At 75.8% G+C, this 24,870-nt stretch carries 22 protein-coding genes; 16 read left to right on the top strand and 6 right to left on the bottom strand.

Annotated elements, in window-relative coordinates:
• Positions 1–29 precede the first annotated feature (29 nt).
• Both ACLGIH_RS06870 and ACLGIH_RS06865 read left to right on the top strand, forming a co-directional pair.
• Positions 30–1,487 carry an NCS2 family permease gene (locus ACLGIH_RS06870; RefSeq protein ID WP_416524321.1) on the top strand — a complete coding sequence of 486 codons (1,458 nt, stop codon included), beginning with the start codon at positions 30–32 and terminating at the stop codon, positions 1,485–1,487.
• A gap of 51 nt (positions 1,488–1,538) precedes the next feature.
• Complete coding sequence (locus tag ACLGIH_RS06865; protein ID WP_416524320.1) at positions 1,539–2,690, top strand: XdhC family protein; 1,152 nt, start codon at positions 1,539–1,541, stop codon at positions 2,688–2,690.
• Between the two features lie 28 nt (positions 2,691–2,718).
• Here the strand turns inward: ACLGIH_RS06865 and ACLGIH_RS06860 are convergent, their stop codons facing one another.
• The gene (locus ACLGIH_RS06860) at positions 2,719–3,159 is read right to left on the bottom strand and encodes an SRPBCC family protein (protein ID WP_416524319.1); all 441 of its coding nucleotides are present in this window, start codon (positions 3,157–3,159) and stop codon (positions 2,719–2,721) included.
• Between the two features lie 171 nt (positions 3,160–3,330).
• Here ACLGIH_RS06860 and ACLGIH_RS06855 point away from each other — a divergent pair, with 171 nt between their 5' ends.
• The 9 genes from ACLGIH_RS06855 (at position 3,331) to rfaE2 (ending at position 12,989) form a co-directional block, all read left to right on the top strand.
• The gene (locus tag ACLGIH_RS06855) at positions 3,331–4,293 is read left to right on the top strand and encodes a UDP-glucuronic acid decarboxylase family protein (protein WP_416524318.1); all 963 of its coding nucleotides are present in this window, start codon (positions 3,331–3,333) and stop codon (positions 4,291–4,293) included.
• A gap of 222 nt (positions 4,294–4,515) precedes the next feature.
• A complete protein-coding gene (locus ACLGIH_RS06850) occupies positions 4,516–6,156 on the top strand; it encodes a carbamoyltransferase family protein (RefSeq protein WP_416524317.1) in 1,641 nt (546 codons plus the stop codon).
• Complete coding sequence (locus ACLGIH_RS06845; RefSeq protein ID WP_416524316.1) at positions 6,153–7,157, top strand: glycosyltransferase family 2 protein; 1,005 nt, start codon at positions 6,153–6,155, stop codon at positions 7,155–7,157. Before ACLGIH_RS06850 ends, ACLGIH_RS06845 begins: the two co-directional genes overlap by 4 nt.
• Positions 7,154–7,801 (top strand): D-glycero-alpha-D-manno-heptose-1,7-bisphosphate 7-phosphatase, encoded by a 648-nt coding sequence (locus tag ACLGIH_RS06840; protein ID WP_416524315.1) that lies wholly within the window; start codon positions 7,154–7,156, stop codon positions 7,799–7,801. The genes ACLGIH_RS06845 and ACLGIH_RS06840 overlap by 4 nt, the downstream gene beginning before the upstream one ends.
• Entirely contained in the window at positions 7,798–8,796 is a 999-nt protein-coding gene (locus ACLGIH_RS06835) for a glycosyltransferase family 9 protein (RefSeq protein ID WP_416524314.1), read from the top strand. Before ACLGIH_RS06840 ends, ACLGIH_RS06835 begins: the two co-directional genes overlap by 4 nt.
• The gene (locus ACLGIH_RS06830; RefSeq protein ID WP_416524313.1) at positions 8,793–9,743 is read left to right on the top strand and encodes a glycosyltransferase; all 951 of its coding nucleotides are present in this window, start codon (positions 8,793–8,795) and stop codon (positions 9,741–9,743) included. Before ACLGIH_RS06835 ends, ACLGIH_RS06830 begins: the two co-directional genes overlap by 4 nt.
• Positions 9,740–10,957 (top strand): glycosyltransferase, encoded by a 1,218-nt coding sequence (locus ACLGIH_RS06825; RefSeq protein WP_416524312.1) that lies wholly within the window; start codon positions 9,740–9,742, stop codon positions 10,955–10,957. The genes ACLGIH_RS06830 and ACLGIH_RS06825 overlap by 4 nt, the downstream gene beginning before the upstream one ends.
• A complete protein-coding gene (locus ACLGIH_RS06820) occupies positions 10,957–11,610 on the top strand; it encodes a D-sedoheptulose-7-phosphate isomerase (protein WP_416524311.1) in 654 nt (217 codons plus the stop codon). Before ACLGIH_RS06825 ends, ACLGIH_RS06820 begins: the two co-directional genes overlap by 1 nt.
• Positions 11,611–11,618: 8 nt before the next feature.
• Positions 11,619–12,989, top strand: a complete 1,371-nt coding sequence (gene rfaE2 / locus ACLGIH_RS06815; protein WP_416524310.1) for a D-glycero-beta-D-manno-heptose 1-phosphate adenylyltransferase — start codon at positions 11,619–11,621, stop codon at positions 12,987–12,989.
• Here rfaE2 and ACLGIH_RS06810 read toward each other — a convergent pair.
• Positions 12,929–13,624 (bottom strand): hypothetical protein, encoded by a 696-nt coding sequence (locus ACLGIH_RS06810; RefSeq protein WP_416524309.1) that lies wholly within the window; start codon positions 13,622–13,624, stop codon positions 12,929–12,931. The genes rfaE2 and ACLGIH_RS06810 overlap by 61 nt on opposite strands.
• On the opposite strand from ACLGIH_RS06810, the gene ACLGIH_RS06805 reads away from it, so the two are divergent.
• Genes ACLGIH_RS06805 through ACLGIH_RS06795 form a run of 3 tightly spaced genes read left to right on the top strand, consistent with a single transcriptional unit; the run spans position 13,544 to position 16,277 of the window.
• Positions 13,544–14,473: a glycosyltransferase family 9 protein gene (locus ACLGIH_RS06805; protein WP_416524308.1), complete on the top strand. Its 930-nt coding sequence runs from the start codon at positions 13,544–13,546 to the stop codon at positions 14,471–14,473. The two genes, ACLGIH_RS06810 and ACLGIH_RS06805, sit on opposite strands and share 81 nt — an antisense overlap.
• Positions 14,470–15,384 carry a glycosyltransferase family 2 protein gene (locus tag ACLGIH_RS06800; RefSeq protein WP_416524307.1) on the top strand — a complete coding sequence of 305 codons (915 nt, stop codon included), beginning with the start codon at positions 14,470–14,472 and terminating at the stop codon, positions 15,382–15,384. Before ACLGIH_RS06805 ends, ACLGIH_RS06800 begins: the two co-directional genes overlap by 4 nt.
• Positions 15,381–16,277: a glycosyltransferase family 2 protein gene (locus ACLGIH_RS06795; RefSeq protein ID WP_416524306.1), complete on the top strand. Its 897-nt coding sequence runs from the start codon at positions 15,381–15,383 to the stop codon at positions 16,275–16,277. Before ACLGIH_RS06800 ends, ACLGIH_RS06795 begins: the two co-directional genes overlap by 4 nt.
• A 43-nt stretch (positions 16,278–16,320) precedes the next feature.
• Here the strand turns inward: ACLGIH_RS06795 and ACLGIH_RS06790 are convergent, their stop codons facing one another.
• From ACLGIH_RS06790 to ACLGIH_RS06775, 4 genes are all read right to left on the bottom strand, one after another.
• Positions 16,321–16,629 (bottom strand): DUF3040 domain-containing protein, encoded by a 309-nt coding sequence (locus ACLGIH_RS06790; RefSeq protein ID WP_416524305.1) that lies wholly within the window; start codon positions 16,627–16,629, stop codon positions 16,321–16,323.
• Positions 16,630–16,686: 57 nt separating this feature from the next.
• A complete protein-coding gene (locus ACLGIH_RS06785; protein ID WP_416524304.1) occupies positions 16,687–17,574 on the bottom strand; it encodes a polysaccharide pyruvyl transferase family protein in 888 nt (295 codons plus the stop codon).
• Between the two features lie 82 nt (positions 17,575–17,656).
• On the bottom strand, positions 17,657–19,060 hold the full coding sequence (locus ACLGIH_RS06780) for a tetratricopeptide repeat protein (RefSeq protein ID WP_416524303.1): 1,404 nt from the start codon (positions 19,058–19,060) through the stop codon (positions 17,657–17,659).
• Positions 19,057–19,452, bottom strand: a complete 396-nt coding sequence (locus ACLGIH_RS06775; protein WP_416524302.1) for a hypothetical protein — start codon at positions 19,450–19,452, stop codon at positions 19,057–19,059. The genes ACLGIH_RS06780 and ACLGIH_RS06775 overlap by 4 nt, the downstream gene beginning before the upstream one ends.
• A gap of 368 nt (positions 19,453–19,820) precedes the next feature.
• Here ACLGIH_RS06775 and ACLGIH_RS06770 point away from each other — a divergent pair, with 368 nt between their 5' ends.
• Positions 19,821–23,600 carry an nSTAND1 domain-containing NTPase gene (locus ACLGIH_RS06770; protein ID WP_416524301.1) on the top strand — a complete coding sequence of 1,260 codons (3,780 nt, stop codon included), beginning with the start codon at positions 19,821–19,823 and terminating at the stop codon, positions 23,598–23,600.
• Positions 23,601–23,715: 115 nt separating this feature from the next.
• Positions 23,716–24,822, top strand: coding sequence for a winged helix DNA-binding domain-containing protein (locus tag ACLGIH_RS06765; protein ID WP_416524300.1), 1,107 nt, complete (start codon positions 23,716–23,718; stop codon positions 24,820–24,822).
• Positions 24,823–24,870 lie beyond the last annotated feature (48 nt).

Here is a 24,870-nt window from a genome sequence, read left to right as displayed (position 1 = left end):
TGCCCCTATGAACCTTGGGAGAAGGCACCATGGCCCAGCAATCAGTGGAGCCCAAGACCACCGCGGAGGACGCGGGCACAGGCAGCCGCGTTCCGGCCGGCCGGTCTTGGCTCGACCGGTACTTCCACATATCGAACAGAGGATCCACGGTCGCGCGGGAAGTGCGCGGCGGCATCACCACCTTCATGGCGATGGCCTACATCGTCCTGCTCAACCCCGTGATCCTCTCCGGCGAGGACGCCGCGGGCAACACCCTGGGCCAGAAAGCCCTGATCACCGCCACGGCGCTCGCCGCCGCGGCCACCACGCTCCTGATGGGTTTCGTCGGCAAGGTGCCGCTCGCCCTGGCCGCCGGACTCTCGGTGTCCGGGGTGATCGCCGGACAGGTCGTTCCCCAGATGACCTGGCCGCAGGCCATGGGCATGTGTGTGATGTACGGCGTGGTCATCATGCTGCTCGTGGTCACCGGGCTGCGCGAGATGATCATGAACTCGATCCCGCTCGCCCTCAAGCACGGCATCACCATGGGCATCGGCCTGTTCATCGCCATCATCGGACTGGTCAAGGGCGGCTTCGTCCACCAGGGCAAGGCCACCCCGCTCTCCCTCGGTCCCACCGGTGAACTCGCCGGCTGGCCGGTCCTGCTCTTCGCGGGCACCCTGCTGCTGATCTTCATGCTCCAGGCGCGCCACACCCCGGGCGCGATCCTGATCGGCATCGTCACCGGGACGATCGTCGCGGCCGTCCTGAACGCCGCCGGGGTCATCGACCCCAAGCAGTGGGCCAACGGAGCCCCCGAACTGCACGGCAGCGCCGTCTCCATGCCCGACTTCTCGCTCTTCGGCGAGCTGGAGTTCGGCGGCTGGGACAGGGTCGGCGCGATGGCCGTCGGCATGATCGTCTTCACGCTCGTGCTGGCCGGCTTCTTCGACGCGATGGCCACCATCATCGGCGTCGGCACCGAGGCCAAGCTCGCCGACGACAAGGGCCGTATGCCGGGCCTGTCCAAGGCACTGTTCATCGACGGCGCGGGCGGGGCCGTCGGCGGTGTGGCGGGCGGCTCCGGCCAGACCGTCTTCGTCGAGTCCGCGACCGGTGTCGGAGAAGGTGCCCGCACCGGACTGGCCTCCGTCGTCACCGGCCTGTTCTTCGCGGCCTGCCTGTTCTTCACGCCGATCACCGCGATCGTGCCGCAGGAGGTCGCCTCGGCCGCGCTGGTGGTCATCGGAGCGATGATGATGATGAACGCCCGGCACGTGGACTGGGCCGACCGGGGCACCGCGATCCCGGTCTTCCTGACCGTCGTCCTGATGCCGTTCACCTACTCCATCACGGCGGGCGTCGCCGCCGGCGTCATCTCCTACGTCGCCATCAAGGTCGCGCAGGGCAAGGCGCGGGAGATCGGCGTGTTCATGTGGGCGCTGACGGTGATCTTCATCGTCTTCTTCGCCCTCAACCCGATCGAGAGCTGGCTGGGCGTGCACTAGGCGCCGGTTCGGGAACCCTTCCCGTACCCCGTTGTCCGAGGAGACCGACAGATGCTGGACATTGCCGAAGAGCTGAACCGGTGGGTCGAGCAGGGGCGTGACTTCGCCGTGGCCACCGTGGTGGCCGTCGGCGGCAGCGCCCCGCGCCAGCCCGGCGCCGCACTCGCGGTGGACGCCGACGGCACGGTGATCGGGTCGGTCTCCGGGGGGTGCGTGGAGGGGGCTGTGTACGAGCTGTGCCGGCAGGCGCTGCGGGACGGGGAGTCCGTCGTGGAGCGCTTCGGCTACAGCGACGAGGATGCCTTCGCCGTCGGCCTGACCTGTGGCGGCGTCATCGACATCCTCGTCACGCCGGTACGGGCGGGCGCCCCCGCCCGTCCGGCGCTCGCGTCCGCGCTGGCCGCCGCCGCCCGAGGGGAGGCGGCGGCGGTGGCGCGGATCGTCAGCGGCCCGGCCGGGCTGCTGGGCCGCGCCCTGGTGGTGCGGCCGGACGGGTCCGGCGAGGGTGGCTTCGGCTCCCACCCGGAACTCGACCGGACGGTTGCCGCCGAGGCGGGCGCCTTCCTGGACACGGGGCGCACGGGTGTGCTGGAGATCGGAGAGCGGGGCTCGCGGTGCGGCTCGCCGCTGACGCTCCTGGTGGAGTCCTCCGTCCCGCCGCCCCGCATGATCGTCTTCGGTGCCGTCGACTTCGCCTCGGCGCTGGTCCGTGTCGGGAAGTTCCTCGGCCACCACGTCACGGTGTGCGACGCCCGCCCGGTGTTCGCCACACCGGCCCGCTTCCCGGACGCCGACGAGGTCGTTGTCGAGTGGCCGCACGAATACCTGGAACGCACGGACGTCGACGGCCGGACGGTGCTGTGCGTCCTCACCCACGACACCAAGTTCGACGTGCCGCTGCTGAAGCTGGCGCTGCGGCTGCCGGTCGCCTACGTCGGCGCGATGGGCTCGCGCCGCACGCACCTGGAACGCAACGAGCGCCTGCGCGAGGCCGGTGTGACCGATCTGGAACTGGCCCGGCTCCGGTCCCCGATCGGCCTCGACCTCGGTGCCCGCACGCCCGAGGAGACGGCCCTGTCGATCGCCGCGGAGATCGTCGCGGCCCGGCGCGGCGGCAGCGGCGCGTCCCTGACGGGCGCACACACCCCGATCCACCACGACGGCCCCACGGCGCCGGCACGGCGGATCGGGTCGGTGGCCTAGGGGCGCCGTCCCGTCGGGGCCCCGTCCCTCACGGCTGTCTGAGCAGGTGATTGACCTCGCGGCCGAAGGCGTACCGCCCCGAGCGGCGCACGACGCCGTCGAAGAGTGAGGGGAGTGCCCGGACGTCGACCTCCTCGCGCCACCGCACGCGGGTCCGGCCGCCGGGGCCGGGGTGGACCTCGAACTCCGCCCAGCCCCGGATCACCCGGCCGCGCTTCTCCAGGCGGCACAGTCCGGGGCCGTCCTCCTGCGGGGGCTGCCAGACCGTCACCTCCATCGGGTCGTCGAAGGCGAGCGGACCCAGCCCCGTGCGGGCCACGATCACCGTGCCCCGCCCGGTGGGCGGGGGAGTGGTGACGCTGACCCGGGTCAGCGGGACGGTGGCGCCGTGGCGGTGCCACTCGGTGAGCCGGCGCCACGTCTCCTCCAGGGGGAGCGGTGCCGTGCGTTCGAGGGAGAAGGTGACCACCGCACGATCGTAAGGAGTCGGCCGCGGCCCCTCACGCCGCCGTCCGGGCATGTCACCTTCCCGGGCAGGGGAAGGCGTGTCGAATGGCCGTTCGAGGTATGGGAGTCGTCACCGGGTTACTCGCGCCGTCACCGAAGTGACGGTGAGAGTGACGAGAGCGAGGAGAGTCCCGTGGACGGACACCCCTGGGGCAGGGTCCTGGTGACCGGCGGAGCCGGATTCGTGGGATCCCACCTGTGCGGCCGGCTGCTCGACGCCGGTGCCGACGTCGTGTGCCTCGACAACCTGGCGACCGGCTCCCGCCGCAACATCACCGACCTGGAGCGGCACCGCGGCTTCCGCTTCGTCCGGGCCGACGCCACCGACCCGACGGCCCTGCGCGCGCTGCCCGGACGCTTCGACCTCGTCCTGCACTTCGCCTGCCCGGCCTCGCCCGCCGACTACCTGCGGCTGCCCCTGGAGACGCTCGACGTCGGCAGCGCCGGTACCCGCAACGCCCTGGAGCGGGCCCAGGCCGACGGGGCCCGCTTCCTGCTCGCCTCCACCTCCGAGGTGTACGGCGACCCGCTGGAGCACCCGCAGCGCGAGACCTACTGGGGCAACGTCAACCCGATCGGACCGCGCAGCGTCTACGACGAGTCCAAGCGGTTCGCCGAGGCTCTGGTCACCGCCCACCGCCAGGTGCACGGCACCGACACCGCCATCGTCCGCATCTTCAACACGTACGGCCCGCGCATGCGCACCGGCGACGGCCGCGCCGTGCCCACGTTCATCGCCCAGGCCCTGGACGGCATGCCCCTCACCGTCGCCGGCGACGGCGGCCAGACCCGCTCCCTGTGCTACGTCGACGACACCGTCGACGGCGTCCTCGCCCTGGCCGCCTCCCGGGAGACCGGCCCGGTGAACATCGGCGGCAGCGACGAGATCACCATGCTGGAGCTGGCCCGGCGGATCGTCGATCTCACCGGCTCCGGCTCCCGCATCCGGTTCGTCGAGCGCCCCGTGGACGACCCCGGTCGCCGCCGGCCGGACACCACCCTGGCCCGGGAGCGGCTCGGCTGGCAGCCGCGCGTCGGCTGGAGCGAGGGACTGGAGCGGACCATCGGCTGGTTCGCGCACGCCGTCGCCGCCTGATCCGGCGCCGCGTGGTACCAGGTCCGCGCTTCGCTACGGACAGTGATTTTTCCTGTCATTTGCGGAATTGAGTTGTCTCCAAGTGTTTGAGGCAGCTGCGGTGCGGGACCCGCGAGTCCGTAGACGAGAGACGCAAGACGACCAGAGAGGCCCAAGGCACCAGAGAGGTCCCAGAGACCTGACTTCAGGAAGACCACCAGCCTCCGGGACGGAGCACCCCCCATGCGCATCCTTGGTATCAACGCCCTGTTCCACGACCCCGCCGCGGCCCTCGTCGTCGACGGCAGGACCGTCGCGGCCGCCGAGGAGGAGCGCTTCAGCCGCCGCAAGCACGGCAAGCGGCCGGTGCCCTTCTCCGCGTGGGAGGTGCCGGAGCTGTCGGCCCGGTGGTGCCTGGAGCACGCCGGTGTACGCCCCCAGGAGCTGGACGCGGTCGCCTACTCCTTCGACCCCAAGCTCGCCCGGCCCGCCCGGGACATGGGCCTGAACGACCCCTGGGACCCGCTGCGCCTGGAGTACGCCCGCCGCGCCCCCGAGTTCCTCGCCGAGGCGCTGCCCGGGCTCGACCCCGACCAGGTCGTCTTCGTCCCGCACCACGTGGCGCACGCCGCCTCCGCCGGCCCCGCCTCCCCGCACCCCGACAACGACGTGCTCGTTCTGGACGGCCGCGGGGAGTCCGCCTCCCACCTGGCCGGCCGCTACCGCGACGGCAAGCTCGACACCCTCGCCACCCAGGCCCTGCCGCACTCCCTCGGCCTGGTCTACGAGGAGCTGACCGAACACCTCGGCTTCCTGCGCAGCAGCGACGAGTACAAGGTGATGGCGCTCGCCTCCTACGGCACCCCCCGCTTCCTGGACCGGCTGCGCGAGCAGGTGCACGCCACCGGCGACGGCGGTTTCCGCGCCCACGGTGTCGACTGGGCCGCTCTCGCCCCGCCGCGCGCCAAGGGCGAGGACTGGACGCGCGACCACGCCGACCTGGCCGCCAGCACCCAGGCCGTCCTGGAGGAACTCCTCCTGGACCTCGTCCACTGGCTGCACCGCGAGGCCGGGGGCCAGGCGCTCACCATGGCCGGCGGCGTCGCCCTGAACTGCGTCGCCAATTCCGCGATCGCCCGGCGCGGCCCGTACCGGCACGTGTGGGTGCAGCCCGCCGCCGGCGACGCCGGAACCGCCCTCGGCGGCGCCCTGCACGTGGCCGCCGCCCAGGAGGGCACCGCCCCCGAGCCGATGCCCGGCGCCGACCTCGGCCGCGGCTGGAGCGACGAGGAGATCCGCGCCTGGCTGGAGACCGCCGCGATCCCCTACGAGGAGCCGGACGACATCGCCGAGACCGTCGCCGAGGAACTCGCCCGGGACGGCATCGTCGCCTGGTTCCAGGGCCGCAGCGAGTACGGGCCGCGCGCCCTCGGGCACCGCTCCCTGCTCGCCCACCCCGGCCGCGCGGAGAACCTGGAACGCCTCAACCACGTCAAGGGCCGCGAGGAGTTCCGGCCGGTCGCGCCGATGGTGCTCGCCGACCGGGCCGCCGAGATCTTCGACGGGCCGGTCCCGAGCCCGTACATGCTCTTCGTGCACGACGTCGCCGCCGCCTGGCGCGACCGCATCCCGGCCGTCGTCCACGTCGACGGCACCGCCCGCATCCAGACCGTCGAGGAGCGCCGCGAACCGCTCGTCGCCCGCATGCTGAACGCTTTCGAACGGCGCACCGGGGTGCCGGTCGTGGTCAACACCAGCCTCAACACCGCCGGGCGGCCCATGGTCGACGACCCGCGCGACGCCCTGGAGTGCTTCGGATCCGCGCCCGTGGACCTGCTGGCGATCGGTCCCTTCGCGGTCCGTCGCGGGAAGGCGTTCGCATGACCGGCTACGCCGTCGTGATCCCCACCCTGGCCCGCGAGACCCTGGCCGACTGCCTGGCCGCGCTCGCCGCCGCGACCGGGCCCCGGCCCGACGAGATCGTGCTCGTCGACGACCGGCCCGAGCCCGAGGCCGACCCGGGCACGCTGGAGCACCCGCTCGGCGTCCTCGGCGACCTGCGGGAACGCACGGTGGTCCGGCGCAGCGGCGGACGCGGACCGGCCGCCGCCCGCAACACCGGCCTGCGCGCGGTGACCGCGCCCTGGACGGCCTTCCTCGACGACGACGTCCAGGTCGGCCCGCACTGGTGCGACCAGCTCGTGCAGGACCTCACCGAGGCCGCCCCCGACACCGCCGGCGTCCAGGGCGTGATCGCCGTCCCCCTGCCCGGCGAGCGCCGCCCCACCGACTGGGAACGCGGCACCGCCGGCCTGGCCACTGCCCGCTGGATCACCGCCGACATGGCCTACCGCACCGACGCGCTCAAGCAGGTCGGCGGCTTCGACGAGCGCTTCACCCGTGCCTTCCGCGAGGACGCCGACCTCGCGCTGCGCGTCCTCGACGCCGGGTGGCGCATCCGGCAGGGCCGCCGCACCACCCGGCACCCGGTGCGCCCCGCCTCCCGCTGGGTGTCGCTCAAGCAGCAGCGCGGCAACGCCGACGACGCCCTGATGCGGCGCCTGCACGGGCCCGACTGGTGGGCCAAGGCGGTGGCGCCGCGCGGCCGCATCCGCCGGCACGCCGCCATCACCGCCGCCGGCGCCGCCGCGCTCGCCCTCGCCGCCGCGGGCCGGCCCCGCGCCGCCGCGATCGCCGGGCTCGGCTGGGCCGCGGGCACCGCGGAGTTCGCCTGGGCCCGCATCGCCCCCGGGCCGCGCACCCGCGACGAGGTGACGACCATGCTCCTGACCAGCGCGCTCATACCGCCCGCCGCCACCTGGCACCGGCTGAGCGGGCAGTGGCGGCACCGGTCCGCCCCCGCCTGGCGGGAGGTGGCGGCATGAACCGCGTCAAGGCCGTCCTCTTCGACCGCGACGGCACCCTTGTGCACGACGTCCCGTACAACGGCGACCCCGAACGGGTGCGGCCGGTCGACGGTGCCCGCGAAGCGGTCGCCCTGCTGCGCGAGCACGGCGTGGCGACCGGCGTGGTCACCAACCAGTCCGGCGTCGCCCGCGGACTGCTCACCGACGCCGACGTCCGCCACGTCAACCGGCGCATCGACGAACTGCTCGGCCCGTTCGACGTGTGGGCCGTGTGCCCGCACGGCCCCGACGACGGCTGCCACTGCCGCAAGCCGCAGCCCGGCCTGGTGCTGTGGGCGGCCGGCCGGATCTGCACCCACCCCGCGAACTGCGTCGTGATCGGCGACATCGGCGCCGACATCGAGGCCGCCGGGCGCGCGGGCGCGAGCGGCATCCTCGTCCCGAACGACCGCACCCGCCCGGAGGAGACGGCCGCGGCCGAGCACGTCGCCCCCGACCTGCTGACCGCCGTGCGCGCGGTGCTCGACGGCGACCTGCCGCCCGGACGCCCGGCGGCCGGCCGCCGGGCCGAGGACGCCGACGACACGGGCGCCCCCTGCACCGGCGCCCACACCACCCGGGGGAGAGCCGCACCCGTGGACACCGGTGGGAGGCCGCGATGAAAGCCCTGGTCACCCGACTCGACAGCTTCGGCGACGTACTGCTCGCCGGGCCCGCCGTCCGGGCCGTCGCCGCCCGGGCCGACCACGTCACCCTGCTGTGCGGCCCGCGCGGCGCCCCCGCCGCCAGGCTGCTGCCCGGCGTGGACGAGGTGCTGGTGTGGGACGCGCCGTGGGCCGGGTTCAGGCCGCCGCCGGTCGACCGGGGCGAGACCGACGCGCTCGTCGACCGGATCGACCGGGCCGGCATCGACACCGGACTGATCCTGACCTCCTTCCACCAGTCGCCGCTGCCCACCGCGCTGCTGCTGCGCCTGGCCGGCGTCCGGTACCTCGCGGCCGACAGCGTGGACTACCCCGGCGCCCTGCTCGACCTGCGCCACCAGCGCGCCCCGCACGCCCACGAGGCCGAGGCCGCGCTCGACCTCGCCGAGGCCGCCGGGTTCCCGCGGCCCGACGACGGCCGGCTGCGGGTGCACGAACCGCCGGACACCGCCCGCCTCACCGGGAGCGGTCCGTACGTCGTCCTGCACCCAGGCGCCAGCGTCCCCGCCCGCGCCTGGAGCCCCGAGCGCAGCGCCGAGGCGGTCGGTGAACTCGCCGCGGCCGGGCACCGGGTGCTGGTCACCGGCGGACCCGACGAACGGGACCTGACCGCCTACGTGGCGGGCGCGCACGGCACCGACCTGGGCGGGCGCACCGAGGCCCCGGAACTCTCCGGCGTCCTCGCGGGCGCGAGCGCCGTCGTCACCGGCAACACCGCCCCCGCGCACCTCGCCGCCGCCGTCGGCACCCCGGTCGTCTCCCTGTTCGCCCCGGTCGTACCGGCCGGGCGCTGGCGGCCGTACGGCGTCCCGTACGTCCTGCTCGGCGACCAGGACGCGCCCTGCGCCGACAGCAGGGCCCGGGAGTGCCCCGTCCCCGGCCACCCGTGCCTGAACACGGTCACCGCCAACGACGTCGTCGCCGCCGTCGAGAAACTCGTGGGGGAGGCATGAGGATCCTCATCTGGCACGTGCACGGGTCGTGGACCACGGCCTTCGTGCAGGGCCCGCACACCTACCTCGTCCCGGTCACCCCGGACCGCGGACCCGACGGCCTCGGCCGCGCCCGCACCTGGGACTGGCCGGAATCGGTGATCGAGGTCCCGCCCGAGCGGCTGCGGGACGAGGAGATCGACCTGGTGGTGCTGCAACGGCCGCACGAACTCGACCTGGTCGACCGGTGGCTGGGCCGCCGTCCGCCGCTGGTGTACCTGGAGCACAACGCCCCCCACGGAGACGTGCCCGACACCCGCCACCCCGCCGCGGACATCCCCGGCGTCACCCTCGTCCACGTCACCCACTTCAACCGGCTGATGTGGGACGCCGGCGGCACGCCGGCCACCGTCATCGAGCACGGCATCGTCGACCCCGGCCACCGCTGGACCGGCGAGCTGGAGCGGGCCGCCGTCGTCGTCAACGAGCCCGTCCGGCGCGGCCGGACCACCGGCACCGACCTGCTGCCCGAGTTCGCCCGCGCCGCCCCGCTCGACGTGTTCGGCATGCGCACCGAAGGGCTCGCCGAGCACATCGGCGTCACCCCCGGCCGCTGCCGCACCCAGGACGTCGTCCAGAGCGACCTCCACACGGAGCTGGCCCGACGGCGTGTGTACGTCCACCCCGTCCGCTGGACCTCCCTGGGCCTGTCCCTGCTGGAGGCCATGCACCTGGGCATGCCCGTGGTCGCGCTCGCCACCACCGAGGTGACCGAGGCGGTGCCGCCCGGCGCCGGCGTGGTCTCCAACCGCATCGACGTACTGACCGACGCCGTACGCGACTTCCTGGCCGACCCGCTGCACGCACGCACGGTCGGCGAGGGAGCCCGTGCGGCGGCCCTGGCCCGCTACGGGCTGCCCCGCTTCCTGGACGACTGGGAGCGGCTGCTGAAGGAGGTGACCCGATGAGGATCGCCATGGTGTCCGAGCACGCGAGCCCGCTCGCCGCGCTCGGCGGCGTCGACGCCGGAGGACAGAACGTCTACGTGGCCCGCCTCACCGAGGAGCTGGCGCGGCGCGGCCACGACGTGACCGTCTACACCCGCCGCGACTCGCTCGACCTGCCCGACCGGGTGCCGCTGCCCGGCGGCGCGGTCGTCGAGCACGTGCCGGCCGGACCGGCCGAGGTCCTGGCCAAGGACGACCTGTTCCCGCACATGCCCGCCTTCGGCGCCTACCTGGCGCGCGCCTTCGCCGAGGAGCGGCCCGACGTCGTCCACGCCCACTTCTGGATGTCCGGCCTGGCCTCCCAGATCGGCGTCCGCCCGCACGGGATCCCGCTCGTGCAGACCTTCCACGCCCTCGGCACCGTCAAGCGGCGCCACCAGGGCATGCGGGACACCAGCCCGTACGAACGCATCGGCATCGAACGGCAGATCGGCCGCACCTGCGAACGCGTCCTGGCCACCTGCACCGACGAGGTGATGGAACTCGGCGACATGGGCGTGCCCCCGCGCCAGGTCTCCATCGTGCCGTGCGGCGTGGACGCCGGCCACTTCCACCCCGGCGCCGACCCCGGCCGCGCCCCCGCGCGCCGGCAGCGGCACCGGCTGCTCGCCTGCGGCCGGCTCGTTCCCCGCAAGGGCTACGACCAGGCCATCCGAGCGCTCGCCCACATCCCCGACACCGAACTCGTGGTCGCCGGCGGCCCGCCGGCCGATGCCGTGGACGCCGACCCCGAGGCGCAGCGCCTGGCCGGCGTCGCGCGGCGGGCCGGCGTCGCCGACCGGGTACGGCTGCTCGGCGCGGTCGACCCGGCCGGCATGCCGGGGCTCATCCGCAGCGCCGACCTCGTCCTGTGCACCCCGCTCTACGAACCCTTCGGCATCGTGCCGCTGGAGGCCATGGCGTGCGGCGTGCCGGTCCTCGCCACCGACGTCGGCGGGCACCGCGACTCCGTGGCCGACGGCGTCACCGGCCGCCTCGTCGAACCGCAGAACCCCGAGGCGATCGCGGACGCCGCCCGCGCACTCCTCGCCGACGAGCCGCTGCGCCGCGAGTACGGCAGCGCGGGCCGCGCCCGCGTGATGAAGCACTACACCTGGCGGCGGGTGGCCGACGGGGCGGAACAGGTGTACCGCCTCACCCTCGCCGACCACGCACTGTCGAAGGAGGTGGCGTGATGACCGTGTACCCGCCCGTCGTCGGGCACTGCGACGAACTCCAGGACGCGCTGGGGGCCTTCCGGGCCTCCGCGCACATCACCGAACGCTGGGGTGAGCGGCTCGCGTCCGTCCTGTCCGGCGGCGGCCGGCTGCTGGCCGCGGGCAACGGCGGCAGCGCCGCCCAGGCCCAGCACCTGACCGCCGAACTGGTCGGCCGCTACCGCGACGACCGGCCGCCGTTCTCCGCGATCGCCCTGCACGCCGACACCTCCTCGACCACCGCCATCGCCAACGACTACGGCGTGGACGAGGTGTTCGCCCGTCAGGTCCGCGCCCACGGCCGGGCGGGCGACGTCCTGATGCTGCTGTCCACCTCCGGCGCCAGCGCCAACCTGCTCTCCGCCGCCGACGCGGCCCGCGCCGCCGGGGTCCGGGTGTGGGCGCTGACCGGACCGGCCCCCAACCCGCTCATGGCCGGCAGCGACGAGTCCCTGTGCGTGGAGGCACCGACCACGGCGACCGTGCAGGAGATCCACCTGGTCGCCGTGCACATGGTGTGCGCGGCCTTCGACGCCGCCCTGGAACGGGGGGCCCGGGGCAAGCGGGCCAACGGGGTGAAGGGGGCCAAGAGTGTCAAGGGGGCCAAGGGGGCCGACGGAGTACGAAGGTGAGGGCACGCATGGCTGACAGGACCCCGCTGGTCGTGGTCGGCGACGCCCTGCTCGACCGGGACCTGACCGGCTCCGCCGACCGGCTCGCACCGGACGCGCCCGTACCGGTGGTCTCGGGGTGCGCCGAGCGGGTACGGCCCGGCGGCGCCGCGCTCGCCGCCTACCTCGCCGCCCGCGACGGCCGCGACGTCACGCTGATCACCGGCCTGGGCGACGACCCGGCCGCACGCGAGCTGCGTCAACTGCTCGAACCGTGGCTGACGGTGATCCCGCTCCCCCCGACCGGGACACTGCCCGAGAAGACCCGCGTCCTGGCCCAGGACCGGCCCGTCGTCCGCCTGGACCGCGGCGGCGGACGCGCCCGCGCGGCCACCGACGAGGCCCGCGCCGCGCTGCGCTCCGCCCCGGCCGTGTTCGTCTCCGACTACGGCCGCGGCACCGCCGACGCCCTCCGCGAGGAGCTGGCCGCCCGCCCGCCGCTGGTCTGGGACCCGCATCCGCGCGGCGCCCCGCCGGTGCCGGGCACCCGGCTGGTCACCCCCGCCGAGAAGGAGGCGCACGGCTTCGCCCCGCAGGACGGCCGGCCGGGTGGCAGCCTGCGCGCCGCCGCGCACAGCGCCGCCGCCCTGGTGCGGGACTGGCGCGTCGCCGCGGTCGCGGTCACCCTGGGCTCGCGCGGCGCCCTCCTCTCCTACGGCGAACACCCGCTCCTGGTCCCCGCGCCCGCCTCCCACCACGGCGACTCCTGCGGGGCCGGAGACCGGTTCGCCGCGACCGCGGCCGGGCTGCTCGCCGACGGCGCGCTGGTCGGCGAGGCCGTCGAGGGCGCGGTGAGCGCCGCCACCGCGTTCGTGGCGGCGGGCGGCGCGGGCGCCCTGCCACCCGCCGACTCGCCGTCGGCCGAGGCGCTGCCGCCGGACACCGACGACCCGCACGCCCTGGCCGCCCGGGTCCGCGCGCAGCACGGCACCGTGGTCGCCGCGGGCGGCTGCTTCGACCTGCTGCACGCCGGACACGTCGGCCTGCTCCAGGCCGCCCGGCGGCTCGGCGACTGCCTGGTCGTCTGCGTCAACTCCGACGCCTCGGTGCGCCGCCGCAAGGGCGACGGCCGCCCCGTCAACCCGCTCGCGGACCGGGTCCGCGTCCTGCGCGCCCTGGCCTGCGTGGACGCCGTCGCCGTCTTCGACGAGGACACCCCCGAACGGCTCCTGGGCGATCTGCGCCCCGACGTCTGGGTCAAGGGCGGCGACTACGCGGGCGCCGACCTCCCCGAGGCCGCGCTCCTCCAGGAGTGGGGCGGCCAGGCCGTGCTGCTGCCCTACCTCGACGGCCGCTCCTCCACGGCCCTGATGGCACGGGCGGCCGAGGGGGTGCGATGACGCGGGGCGCGGGCCTCCTCACCGACGCGGTCCGGGCGTCCGCCCGGGACCCACGGACGCAGCACCGGCCCTCGCGCGCGACGCTCCCGCCCGCCGACGCCGAACGCGATACGGCGGCCGGCGGCGACCGGGGGAGCGCGGCCGGTGGTGAGGTGTCCGCCGGCGTTGGTGGCGCGGGCGGCGGTGAGGTGTCTCCCGGAGCCGGTGGTGTGGCCGGTGGTGAGGTGTCCGCCGTGCCCGCTGGTGTGGCCGGTGGTGTGGTGTCTGCCGGGGTTGGTGGCGCGGGCGGCGGTGAGGTGTCTCCCGGAGCCGGTGGTGTGGCCGGTGGTGAGGTGTCCGCCGTGCCCGCTGGTGTGGCCGGTGGTGTGGTGTCTGCCGGGGTTGGTGGCGCGGGCGGCGGTGAGGTGTCTCCCGGGGTCGGTGGTGTGGCCGGTGGTCAGGTGTCCGCCGTGACTGGTGGTGAGGTGTCCGCCGTGACCGGCGGTGTGCCCGGCGGTGAGGTCTCCACCGCGACGGGCGGTGACGACGGGGCGGCCCCGCGCCCCCGTGTCCTCGTGCTGCGCGCCCTCGGGCTCGGCGACCTGCTCGCCGGGGTGCCCGCGCTCCGCGCGCTGCGGCGGGCGTATCCGGGGCACGAACTGGTGCTGGCCACGCCCGCCGAACTGGCGCCGGTCGTGGCCGCGACCGGCGCCGTCGACCGGCTGCTGCCCGCCGCCGCGCCCGGCCGGGCGGTGCCGCGCACTCTCGACTGGACCGGCCCGCCCCCCGACGTCGCCGTCGACCTGCACGGCAACGGACCGCCCAGCCACCGCCTGCTGGCGCGGTTGCGCCCACTGAAGCTGCTGGCCTTCGCGCACCCCGAGACGCCCGGGATCGACGGCCCGCCCTGGTACGCCGAGGAACACGAACGCGACCGCTGGTGCCGGCTGCTCACCGCGTACGGCATCGACGCCGACCCCGCCGACCTGCTGCTGCCCCGCCCGCCGGGGCCGTCCCCGGCGCCCGGTGCCGTCGTCCTGCACCCCGGCGCCGGCGCCCCCTCCCGCTGCTGGCCCGTCGAGCGGTACGCGGCCGTCGCCGAGGCGCTGCGCGCCCGGGGCCTGAGGGTCGTGGTGACCGGCGGAGCGGACGAGGGCGACCTGGTGGCCCGGCTCGCCAAGGCCGCCGGACTGCCCGACACCGACGTCTTCGGCGGCGGCCTGCCCTACCGGCGGCTCTCCGCACTGGTCGCCGACGCCCGCGCCGTGGTCAGCGGCGACACCGGCATCGCGCACCTCGCGGTGGCCCACGCCGCGCCCTCCGTCACCCTGTTCGGCCCGGTGCCGCCCAGCCGCTGGGGCCCGCCCCCGCACCCCAGGCACCGCGCCCTGTGGCACCCCGGCCCGGACGGCGACCCGCACGGCCGGGAGACCGACCCCGCACTGCTGCGGATCACCGCCGACGAGGTCCTGGACGCCCTCGACGCCCTGAGCGAGACACCATGAACGACACCCCGTCGACCACCCGCGAGCAGCGGACCGCCGACCGGGCCGGCCACGCCCCCGTCGGCATCGTCATCGCCACCCGCAACCGCTCCGCACGCCTTGCCGTCACCCTGCGCCACCTCCAGGCCCTCCCCGAGCGGCCGGAGATCGTCGTCGCCGACAACGCCTCCACCGACGACACCCGCGCCATGGTGGCCCGCGACTTCCCGCAGGTGCGGGTGCTGTCCCTGCCCTTCAACCGCGGCGCTCTCGCCCGCACCCACGGCGTCCGCGCCCTCGGCACCCCGTACGTGGCGTTCAGCGACGACGACTCCTGGTGGGCGCCGGGCGCGCTGGCCACCGCCGCCCGTCTCTTCGACGAGCACCCGAGGCTCGGCCTGCTCTCCGCCCGCACCCTGGTCGGCCCCGACGACACGCCCGACCCGCTCAACGACGTGCTCGCGGCCTCCCCGCTCGGCTCCGCCACCGACCTGCCCGGCACCCAGGTGCTCGGCTTCCTCGGCTGCGCCGCCATGACCCGACGGGAGGCGTACCTCGACGCGGGCGGATACCACCCGCTGCTGTTCTTCGGCGCCGAGGAGACCCTGCTCGCCTACGACCTGGCCGCCCGCGGCTGGGGCGTCACCCACTGCCCCGAGGTGACCGCCCACCACCACCCCGACCCCGGCCCGCGCACCGGCCGCCCGGTCGTCGTGCGCCGCAACGAACTCCTCACCGCCTGGCTGCGCCGCCCCCTGCCGTACGCCCTCGCCCGTACCCGGGCGCTCGCCGCCGAGGCCCGCCACGACCCGCACGCCCGGCGCGCGCTGCGCGAGGCGCTCACCCGCCTGCCCGCCGCCCTGCGCGCCCGCAGGCCGCTGCCCCCGCACGTGGAGCGGGCCGCCCGACTCCTGGACGGAGCGACCCCATGACCGACCCCCGGACCACCGTCGTCGTCATCACCCACAACCGGCGTCCCGAACTCCTGCGCACCCTGGACCGCCTCGCCGAACTCCCCGAGCGGCCACCGGTGATCGTCACCGACAACGGCTCCACCGACGGCACCGCCTCCGCCGTCGCCCGCCACCACCCGCAGGTCAAGCTGCTGCGCCCCGGCCGCAACCTCGGCGCCGTCGGCCGCAACCTGGCCATCCGCCAGGTCCGCACGCCCTACGTCGCCTTCTGCGACGACGACTCCTGGTGGGCGCCGGGCTCGCTGTCCGGGGCCGCCGACCTGCTCGACGCGCACCCCGCCGTCGGCACGGTGACGGCCCGCATCCTCGTCGAACCGGACGGCACCGAGGACCCCATCGTCAAGGAACTGCGCGACTCGCCCGTCCCCGGCCCGGACTGGCTGCCCGGCCCGGCGCTCGGCTCCTTCCTGGCCGCCGCGACCGTGCTGCGCACCGACGCCTTCCGCGCCGCGGGCGGCTTCCACCCCAGGCTGTGGCTGGGCGGAGAGGAGGAACTGCTCGCCGCCGACCTCGCGGCCAACGGCTGGTGGCTGACGTACGCCGACCACCTGACGATCCACCACCACCCCTCGACGGTCCGGGACTCGACGCTGCGGCGGGCGCACGGCATCCGCAACACCCTGTGGTTCACCTGGCTGCGGCGGCCGGCCGGGCCCGCCCTGCGCCGCACCCTTCAGCTGGCCCGCACCGTCCCGCGCGACACCGCGTCCCTGCGTGCCTTCGCCGAGGCGACGGCCGCCCTGCCGTGGGTGCTGCGGGAGCGCCGGGTGCTGCCGCCGGAGGTCGAGGCCCGCCTGCGCCTGCTGGAGCCGGAGCAGCGCGCCTCGACGGCCCGCAGCTATACGGGCTGACGGCCCGCAGCACACGGGCTGACGGCCCGACGCCGCGCCGGCGCTACCCCTCCGTCCAGCGGCACAACAGCCGGAACACGGCGAACAGCGTCACCGGCCAGACGACGGCGAAGGCCCAGATCACGCGGGGATCAGAGGTGACGATCCCGGTCACCATGAGGGTGACGGACAGGGCGAGCAGCAGGAGCACCGTCCGGGTGCGCGGCCGGTACGCCACCAGCCGGGAAGGAACCGGGCCGCGCCGCGGGCGGAACGTGCGCAGGCGCCGTTCGAGCCGGCGGTCGCGGCGCAGCTCCCGCTCCACCTCGTCCAGGATGCGCTGCTCGTGATCGGGAAGCCGGCGGATGCTCACGGTGTCCTCCAGGGGGGCGGACCGACGCCCCGCCGGGTGCCCGCGCGGCTGCGGCCCTTAACCGACCGGCCGCAGCCCGAGCGCCTCGACGAGGCCGTCCGCAGTGTCCGCCGCACCGTCCGCGCGGAAGGCGGCGCCGATCCGCCGGGCCTCCTCCCGGCCGGTGGTCAGGCACCAGTCCCACCACCGCTCCAGCACCCCCGCCTCCAGCCGCTCCGCGGCGATCAGCGCGGGCCACCCGCAGGCCCGGGCCTGGGCGGTGACCTTGGCGCCGCCCGCCACCGGGTCCACCGCCAGCGCCGGGGTACCGGCCCGCAGCGCCAGCACCAGCCCGTGCAGCCGGTCGGTGACCACCAGGTCCAGCCGGGCCAGCACCGCCTCCAGCTGGCCCGGTGTGGCACACAGCCGCCAGTCGTGGGCGTCCAGCCGGGTGTCCAGCTCCAGGCGCGCGCAGTCCCGCCCGGCCAGCCAGCCGGTCACCGCCTCCGCGACCTCCTCGTGCCGCCGCTGCCGCCCGTACTCGCCCTGCCCGTGGGTGAGGATCACGCCGGCCACGGGCCGGGCGGGCAGCTCCGGGGCGCGGGCGGCGAGGTCGGGGGTCGGCTCGGCGCCGGGGGCGTCGCGGGCCAGCACCCGGTGGAAGCCGGTGACGGCCGCCGAGGCGGGGTCGACGACCGAGGTGCCGACGGCGATCCGGACGCAGTGCGCGAACCGGCGGTGCAACTCCTCGAGCTGCGGCCCGTGCACCGGGCCGCACACGAACACCAGATGCGAGTACTCCGCCGGGTCCAGGTCCTCGAAGTGCAGGCCGTTCGCGCGGAAGCCGGGGCTCCACACCACGTCGTACGGCAGCCGCGCACCGCGCAGGACGTCCTCCACGCGGTGCAGCGCCAGCACGTCCCCGGCCGTCGCCTCCCCGTGCAGGAAGCTGAACCAGCCGGTCACCAGGATCCTGTGTCGTCCGTGCACAGTGCACCCGGGTGCCCTGACGCCGGCCGGTCAATCCCGGCCGTCCCCCGGGAGGCGGTCACCGGCCGACGACCGGCCCGAACGCCCTGCGGATGTCGGACGCGGCGGGCTCGACGTACTCGTACGACGGCGGAGAGCCGTAGTAGGTGATGATCCCCGGGCAGCTCGCACCGCCCAGCTGCACCGTGCGGTCGGTCACCCGCTTGCCGGTCCGCAGCTCGTACGCCTTCACCCGCACTCCGATCTTGTAGAACGTGATGTTCCGGATGCGCTGCTCGTGGTCCCGGTAGGCGCAGGTCTCGACGGCGGCGCCGCGTCCGGTCTCCTCCGCGCACACGATCAGCGACGCCTTGGCCGGGTCGGTCGTGCGCCACCCGCCGGGCAGCTTCTCCGTGTAGTCCGGCGTGCCCACGAAGACCGCGGGGTTCGCGCCCTCGCGGCGCGCGGGCGCCCCCTCGTACTTCGCGGGCCGGGCGCAGTAGCCGCCGTCCGTGCCGGCCGGACCGCCGAGCAGGCCCTTGACATGGTCGAGCTGGACGGCGAGGACGGTCTTCCTGATCCCCTTGCGGGCCGTGCCCACGCGGTCGTCGTCGGGATGGTCGTCGACCAGCCGCTGGTAGCGGGCCCGCGCGTCCGGCCACCTGCCCTCGTCGAAGAGGTCGTCGCCGCACTCCATCAGGGCCTCGGGGGTGATCCGGGCCGCGGTGGCGGGCGCCGCGGCCAGGGTCCTGTGGTCCGTCTCCCGGTCGCGCAGCCAGTCCGCGATCCGTACGGTCTCGCAGGCGTCCGTGGTGGGGAGCCGCCGGAGGAAGTCCTTCAGGATGACGTCGGCCAGCTTGTCGTTGGCGGGGTCCGCCAGCACCGAGCCGAGCCGCCGGAAACCCGCGTCCAGCGCGTCGAGGTCGGCGTCCAGGCCCCGGCTCAGCTCACCGGTGGCCATCTGCAGCCGGTCGCACACCTCGACCACCCTGTCGCCGCGGGCGGCCAGGGGCGCCGCGACGAGCCGGTGGCTGAAGCCCAGCACCCGGTCCTGCGCCTCCGTCACCGCCGTGCAGTCCCCGTCCGCCCGCGCCTCGGCCACCTCGTTCTCGATCAGGTGGGCCTCGAACCGCAGCGCCCCGACGGTGACCAGCACCGTGAGGGTGAGGGCGACGGCGCGCAGGCGCTGTCCGTGGCGCGGCGCGGCAGGGCTCCTGCGCGCCAGCCGCCACCCGTGCGAGACGACGGCCGCCCACCACAGCAGCACCACCACCTCGCACCAGGCCTCGGCGACCGAGGCCGTCGTCCAGACCAGGGAGACGGTCACCGCCGCGGCGGCCCAGAACAGCCCGAGCCGCCCCAGCAGCAGGTAGCCCACGCCGAGCAGCGAGGCGTTGCCGACGGCGACCGCCACCGGATCGGCCCCGGGCGGCCCCGGCGGCTCCGGCGGGGCGGACGGCGGCAGGTGCGGCGTGCAGCTCACGGCGTCTCCCCCTCACCGCGGGCGCGGACGTACGCCTCGGCGGCCGGCCGGTACAGCAGGGCCGCCCCGGGCACCGCCAGTACGAGGGCGAGGACCAGGGTGGCGCCGCCGTACACCGGGTCGTCGAAGGCGAACGTCCCGGCGAACACGAAGATCACCGCCAGCAGACAGGTGACCGTGGTCCGGGCGGCCCGCCGGCCGCGCCCGGCACGCACCGCGAACCAGACGCAGGCCACCACGAGCAGGATCATCAGCTGTCCGGCCTGCTGCGGTCCGGCGGCCGCCGTGGCCGCCGTCAGCGCGCCGAGGACGATCAGTACCACCGCCAGTGTCACGCTCCGCGGCCGGCGGGCCGGGTCCGCGGCCGTGCGGCGGTTTCCTTCCGTGTGCATGAGGCTCCCTCTGGGTGTCTCCGGTCTCCGCCGGGGAGGACGCCGGGCCGGCGGGGCGGCGCGAGGTGCGCGCCGCCCCGGGCTCCCCCGAGCAGCCATCTCACCGCCGTACCCCGTTGTTCAGCAGCCCGGAAGCGGCACTGAACAATCCGGATGCGTCACTGAACAATGCGGGGCCGCGCCGAAGTCGGCGCGGGCCGCCCGCGACCGGCCCGTTCGGCCGCCACAGTCCCCGCGGCCGCGTGAAGAAGTCGTGAACTCCCCGTGCGGCACGGCATGGTTGCCTCCCTTCCGCTTGCCGCCCCGACCGGCCGGTCCCTACCGTGGGCGCCCGGACGACTGCCGAGCGCGACGACGGGGGCGGGCACGTGACGGGACGCGGGGCGGGACGCCGGGAACGCAGCCTGGACCCGGACGCCGGACCGGTCGAACGGTTCGCCGCGGAACTGCGCGCCCTGCGCGAGTCCGTGGGGCGCCCGACCTACCGGACCATGGCGCAGAAGGTGCCCTTCTCGGTGACCGCCCTGTCCCAGGCGGCGGCCAGCCGGCAACTGCCCAGCCTCGCGGTGACCCTCGCCTACGTCGACGTGTGCGGCGGCGACCGGCGGGAGTGGGAGCGGCGCTGGCGACAGGCCGCCGCCGAGATCGCCGAGCGCACGGCCGACGACGGCGACACCCGCCCGCCCTACCGGGGCCTGGCCCGCTACGAGCCCGACGACGTCGCCTGGTTCTTCGGCCGGGACGACCTGGTGGACCGGCTCACCGGACTGACCCGGCGGCACCGGTTCACCGCGGTCTTCGGCCCCTCCGGCAGCGGCAAGTCCTCCCTGCTGCGCGCCGGACTGATCCCACGGCTGCGCGCGCCCGGCGACGGCGAGGCGCCCCCCGCCGCGGTACGCGTCCTCACCCCGGGCGCCGACCCGCTGGGCACCCACGCCGAGCGGCTGGTCCCCGTGCCGGACACCGAGGCCGACACCTGGCTGATCGTCGACCAGTTCGAGGAGCTGTACACGCTCTGCCCGGACCCGGCCCGCCGCACCGCCTTCGTCGACCGCCTCCTGGCCGCCACCGCACCCGGCGGCCGGCTGCGCGTCGTGATCGCCGTACGCGCCGACTTCCTCGGCCGGTGCGCCGAACACCCCGGCCTCACCGCCGCGTTGCAGGACGCGACCCTGCTCGCCGGGCCGATGAGCCGGACGGAACTGCGCGAGGCCGTCGTCAAGCCCGCCGCCGCGGCCGGACTGACCGTCGAACGCGCCCTCGCCGCCCAACTGGTGGACGAGGTGGCGGACGCCCCCGGCGCCCTGCCCCTGATGTCGCACGCCCTGCTGGAGACCTGGCGGCACCGCACCGGACGCACCCTGACCCGGGCCGCGTACGAGGCCGCCGGTGGACTGCGCGGCGCCGTCGTACGCACCGCCGAGCAGGCGTACGGCGAACTCACCGCGTCCCGGGCCGACCTGGCGCGGCGCATCCTGCTGCGGCTCGTCGCACCCGGCGACGGCACCCCCGACACCCGGCGGCCGGCCGAGCGGGCGGAACTGGACGTCGGCGACCCGGCCGACACCGGCGCGGTGCTGGACCGCCTGGTCCGCGCCCGGCTCCTCACCCTGGACGACGGCACCGTCGAACTGGCCCACGAGGCCCTCATCACGGCCTGGCCGCGGCTGAGGGCCTGGATCGACGCCGAACGCGACCGGCTCCGGGTGCACCGCGCGCTCTCCGAGGCGGCCCGTACCTGGCGGGAACTGGGCCGGGAGAGCGCCGCCCTGTACGCGGGCTCGCGCCTGGCCGCCGCACGCGACGCCTTCCCGGAACAACGGCGCGACCGGGAACTGACGGCGGACGAGCGGGAGTTCCTCACCGCCTCGCTGCGGCGCCGCGGCCGGGCCCGGTGGCTGCGGCGAGGCATCTCCGCGGCCCTCGTCCTGCTGGTGCTGCTCGCCTCGGGCACCGCCGTGGTCGCCCTGCACCTGCGGGGCACCGCACAGGCGGAGCGGGACGACGCCGTGTTCGGCCGGATCACCGCGGAGGCCGACCGGCTGCGCACCACCAGTGCCTCCCTGTCCGCCCGGCTCGACGTCGCCGCGCACGGCATGCGCGACACCCCCGACCTGCGGACCCGGCTGACCGCGGACGCGGTCCGGGTGCTCTCCACCCGGCTGCCCGGCCACGAGGCACTCGGCAGCTCCGTGTCCTTCGCACCCGACGGCCGCACCCTCGCCAGCGGCGGCCACGACGGCACGGTGCGCCTGTGGGACACGGCGGGACCACGCCCGGGCGCACCGCTCGGTGAGCCGCTGCGGTTCCCGGCCGGCACCGTCGGCGCCGTCGCGTTCTCACCCGACGGCGCCGTACTGGCCGTGTCCGGCGACGGAGGCGGCATCCGGCTGTGGGACGTACGCGACCGCGCGCGCCCCCGCCCGCTCGGCCGGCCGCTGGTGAGCCACGACGAGGAGACCGTCGTCGCGCTGGCCTTCGCTCCGGACGGCGGCGCCCTGGCCACCGCCGGCGACGACGGCACCGTACGGCTGTGGGACCTCGCGGACCCGGCCCGGCCCGTGCCGCTCGGCGCCCCGGCCCGCGCCGACGACCGCAGCGTACGGGCCGTCGCCTTCACACCCGACGGCCGCACCCTGGCCACCGCCGGCTACACCGGTGCCGTACGGACGTGGCGGGTGCGCGGCACCGACGGGCTCACCCCGCTGGGCGCGCCGCGGCGCGAACACGCTGCCTCGGTGTGGGCGGTCGCCTTCTCCCCGGACGGCCGCACCCTGGCCAGCGCCGGATTCGACGAGACGGTTCGGCTGTGGGAGGTCTCCGGTGCGGGCCGGATCGAACCGGCGGGCGAGCCGCTGACCACGCACTCCGCCGCGGTGTGGTCGGTGGCGTTCGCCCCCGACGGCCACACGCTCGCCACCGCGGGGCAGGACGACACCGTGGTGCTGTGGAACGTGGCCGACCCCAACTACCCCCAGCAGATCGGCGAACCGCTGACCGGTCACACGGAGGGCCTGTGGGAGGTGGCGTTCGCCCCGGACGGCCGCACCCTCGCCAGCACCGGAGCCGATCGCAGCGTCCGCCTCTGGCACCTGCCGCAGACGCTGCTCACCGACTTCCGCAACCCCCTCACCTCCGTCGCCCACCGCCCCGACGGCCGGCTGCTCGCCGTCGCCAGCACCGACGACGGGCTGGTCCGGCTCTGGGACCTCCGGCACCCGGACCGCCCCCGCCGGCTGGAGCGGCCGCTCGCCCACGACGCCGCCGTCCTGGCCGTGGCCTTCGCACCGGACGGCCGGACGGCCGCCACCGCGACCGACGACGGGGCCGTACGGCTGTGGGACCTCTCCGACCCGGCGCACCCCGCCCGGTCCGGCACCCTCGCCAAGGCCCACCCGGGCGGCACGCTCACCGTCGCCTTCGCGCCGGGGGGCGGCACCCTGGCCACGGGTGGCGAGGACGGCACGGCGCGGCTGTGGGACGTCGGGGACCCGTCCCGGGCGCGGCCCGCCGGGGCACCGCTGACGGGGCACTCGGACGCGGTCACGTCCGTCGCGTTCACTCCCGACGGCCGCGCCCTCGCCAGCGGTGGCCAGGACAAGACGGTCCGGCTGTGGGACGTCAGGGACCCGTCCCGGCCCCGGCCCGCCGGGGCACCGCTGACGGGGCACTCGGACGCGGTCACGTCCGTCGCGTTCGCCCCCGACGGCCACACCCTCGCCAGCGGCGGCCGGGACCGCGCCGTGCGGCTGTGGGAGGTCACCGCGCCCGGCCGGGCCCGGGCGCGGGGCGGGGAACTGACCGGACACCGCGGCGGGGTCACCTCGGTGGCGTTCTCCCCGGACGGCCGTCTGCTGGCCAGCGGCAGCGGGGACCACACCGTCCGCCTGTGGAACGTCACCGACGCCGAACCGCACGGCCGGGAACTCACCGGCCACCTCGAAACGGTCGCCTCGGTCGCGTTCGGCCCCCGCGGCGGCACCCTCGTCTCCGCCGGCCAGGACCTCACCGCCCGCATCTGGATGCTCGACCCGGACGACGCCGTCCAGCGGATCTGCGCCCGCACGGGAGGCGAACTGACCCGCGCGGCCTGGCGCGACCTCCTGCCGGAGCTCGCCCCCCGGCCCGTGTGCGCGGGGGCCCGGTGAACCGGCCCCCGCGGCCTGTTCACCGAGCACACGTGGTCGCGGGACAGCCGACGGGAAAGGCACGAGCGGCGGTTGCGGACAGCAGCTGTACGCAACCGCCGCTACCGTGCAGGACATGAAGCCCAAGGCATCCACGACGGCCCCCGTGCTCGGCACCCGCGCCCTCAACCGCGCCACGCTCGCCCGGCAGTTGCTGCTCAGCCGTGCCCCGCTGTCCGCCGAGGCGGCCGTCGCGCACCTCGTCGGGCTGCAGGCGCAGAACGTCAAGCCCCCGTACTACGCGCTCGCCGCCCGCCTCGACGGCTTCACGCCCGCAGCGCTCTCCGCCCTCATGGCCGATCGCCGGGTCGCCCGCCTCGTCACCCTGCGCTCGACCATCCACACCCACACCGCCGACGACTGCCTCACCCTGCGACCGCTGGTGCAGCCCGCCCGGGACCGGGAGTTGACGCAGTTCCGCCGGGGGCTCGTGGGCGTCGACCTGGTCCGGCTCGCCGCGCTCGCCCGGGAACTGGTCGAGACCGAACCCCGCACACCGAAGCAGCTCCGCGAGGCCCTGTGCGCCGAGTGGCCCGACGCCGACCCGCAGGCGCTGTCCGTCGCCGCCCGCTGCCGCCTCCCGCTCGTCCAGGTCACCCCGCGCGGACTGTGGGGCAGGAGCGGCCAGGTCACGCTCAGCACCGCCGAGCAGTGGCTCGGCCGCCCCGCCGAACCGGCTCCGTCCCCCGACGCGACCGTGCTGCGCTACCTCGCCGCCTTCGGCCCGGCATCCGTCAAGGACATGCAGACCTGGTCGGGCCTGACCCGGCTGCGGGACGCCTTCGAACGCCTCCGGCCCCGGCTCGTCACCTTCCAGGACCCCGCCGGCACCGAACTGTTCGACCTCCCCGACGCGCCCCGCCCCGACCCGGACACCCCGGCCCCGCCGCGCTTCCTGCCCGAGTTCGACAACCTGCTGCTGTCCCACGCCGACCGCACGCGCGTGGTGCCGCCGGAGCACCGGGGCCGGAACTGGCGGGGCAACCAGGCCCACCGCGCCCTCCTCGTCGACGGTTTCCTGGCCGGGGTCTGGAGGCTCGACGACGACGCCCTCGTGATCGAGCCGTTCGACCGGCTCACCGAGGCGCAGCGGGACGAGGTGACGGCCGAGGGATTGCGGATGCTGAGCGTCGTGCACCCGGAACGGTCGTACGACATCGCGTTCGGGACCGTACGGGGATGAGTGCGACGGGACGTGCCGGGGATGAGTGCGACGGGACGTGCCAGGGGC

The sequence above is a fragment of the Streptomyces hamibioticus genome (assembly GCF_047946815.1).
In the GTDB taxonomy this organism is placed as follows: domain Bacteria; phylum Actinomycetota; class Actinomycetes; order Streptomycetales; family Streptomycetaceae; genus Streptomyces.
This window is presented reverse-complemented; position numbering and strand designations above follow the sequence as displayed.

Excerpts from the sequence above, each read along its gene's own strand:
- ACLGIH_RS06870 (WP_416524321.1), top strand. The coding sequence starts at position 30 with ATGGCCCAGCAATCAGTGGAGCCCAAGACCACCGCGGAGGACGCGGGC.
- ACLGIH_RS06865 (WP_416524320.1), top strand. The coding sequence starts at position 1,539 with ATGCTGGACATTGCCGAAGAGCTGAACCGGTGGGTCGAGCAGGGGCGT.
- ACLGIH_RS06850 (WP_416524317.1), top strand. The coding sequence starts at position 4,516 with ATGCGCATCCTTGGTATCAACGCCCTGTTCCACGACCCCGCCGCGGCC.
- ACLGIH_RS06845 (WP_416524316.1), top strand. The coding sequence starts at position 6,153 with ATGACCGGCTACGCCGTCGTGATCCCCACCCTGGCCCGCGAGACCCTG.
- ACLGIH_RS06840 (WP_416524315.1), top strand. The coding sequence starts at position 7,154 with ATGAACCGCGTCAAGGCCGTCCTCTTCGACCGCGACGGCACCCTTGTG.
- ACLGIH_RS06835 (WP_416524314.1), top strand. The coding sequence starts at position 7,798 with ATGAAAGCCCTGGTCACCCGACTCGACAGCTTCGGCGACGTACTGCTC.
- ACLGIH_RS06830 (WP_416524313.1), top strand. The coding sequence starts at position 8,793 with ATGAGGATCCTCATCTGGCACGTGCACGGGTCGTGGACCACGGCCTTC.
- ACLGIH_RS06825 (WP_416524312.1), top strand. The coding sequence starts at position 9,740 with ATGAGGATCGCCATGGTGTCCGAGCACGCGAGCCCGCTCGCCGCGCTC.
- ACLGIH_RS06820 (WP_416524311.1), top strand. The coding sequence starts at position 10,957 with ATGACCGTGTACCCGCCCGTCGTCGGGCACTGCGACGAACTCCAGGAC.
- rfaE2 (WP_416524310.1), top strand. The coding sequence starts at position 11,619 with ATGGCTGACAGGACCCCGCTGGTCGTGGTCGGCGACGCCCTGCTCGAC.
- ACLGIH_RS06800 (WP_416524307.1), top strand. The coding sequence starts at position 14,470 with ATGAACGACACCCCGTCGACCACCCGCGAGCAGCGGACCGCCGACCGG.
- ACLGIH_RS06795 (WP_416524306.1), top strand. The coding sequence starts at position 15,381 with ATGACCGACCCCCGGACCACCGTCGTCGTCATCACCCACAACCGGCGT.
- ACLGIH_RS06775 (WP_416524302.1), bottom strand. The coding sequence starts at position 19,452 with ATGCACACGGAAGGAAACCGCCGCACGGCCGCGGACCCGGCCCGCCGG.
- ACLGIH_RS06765 (WP_416524300.1), top strand. The coding sequence starts at position 23,716 with ATGAAGCCCAAGGCATCCACGACGGCCCCCGTGCTCGGCACCCGCGCC.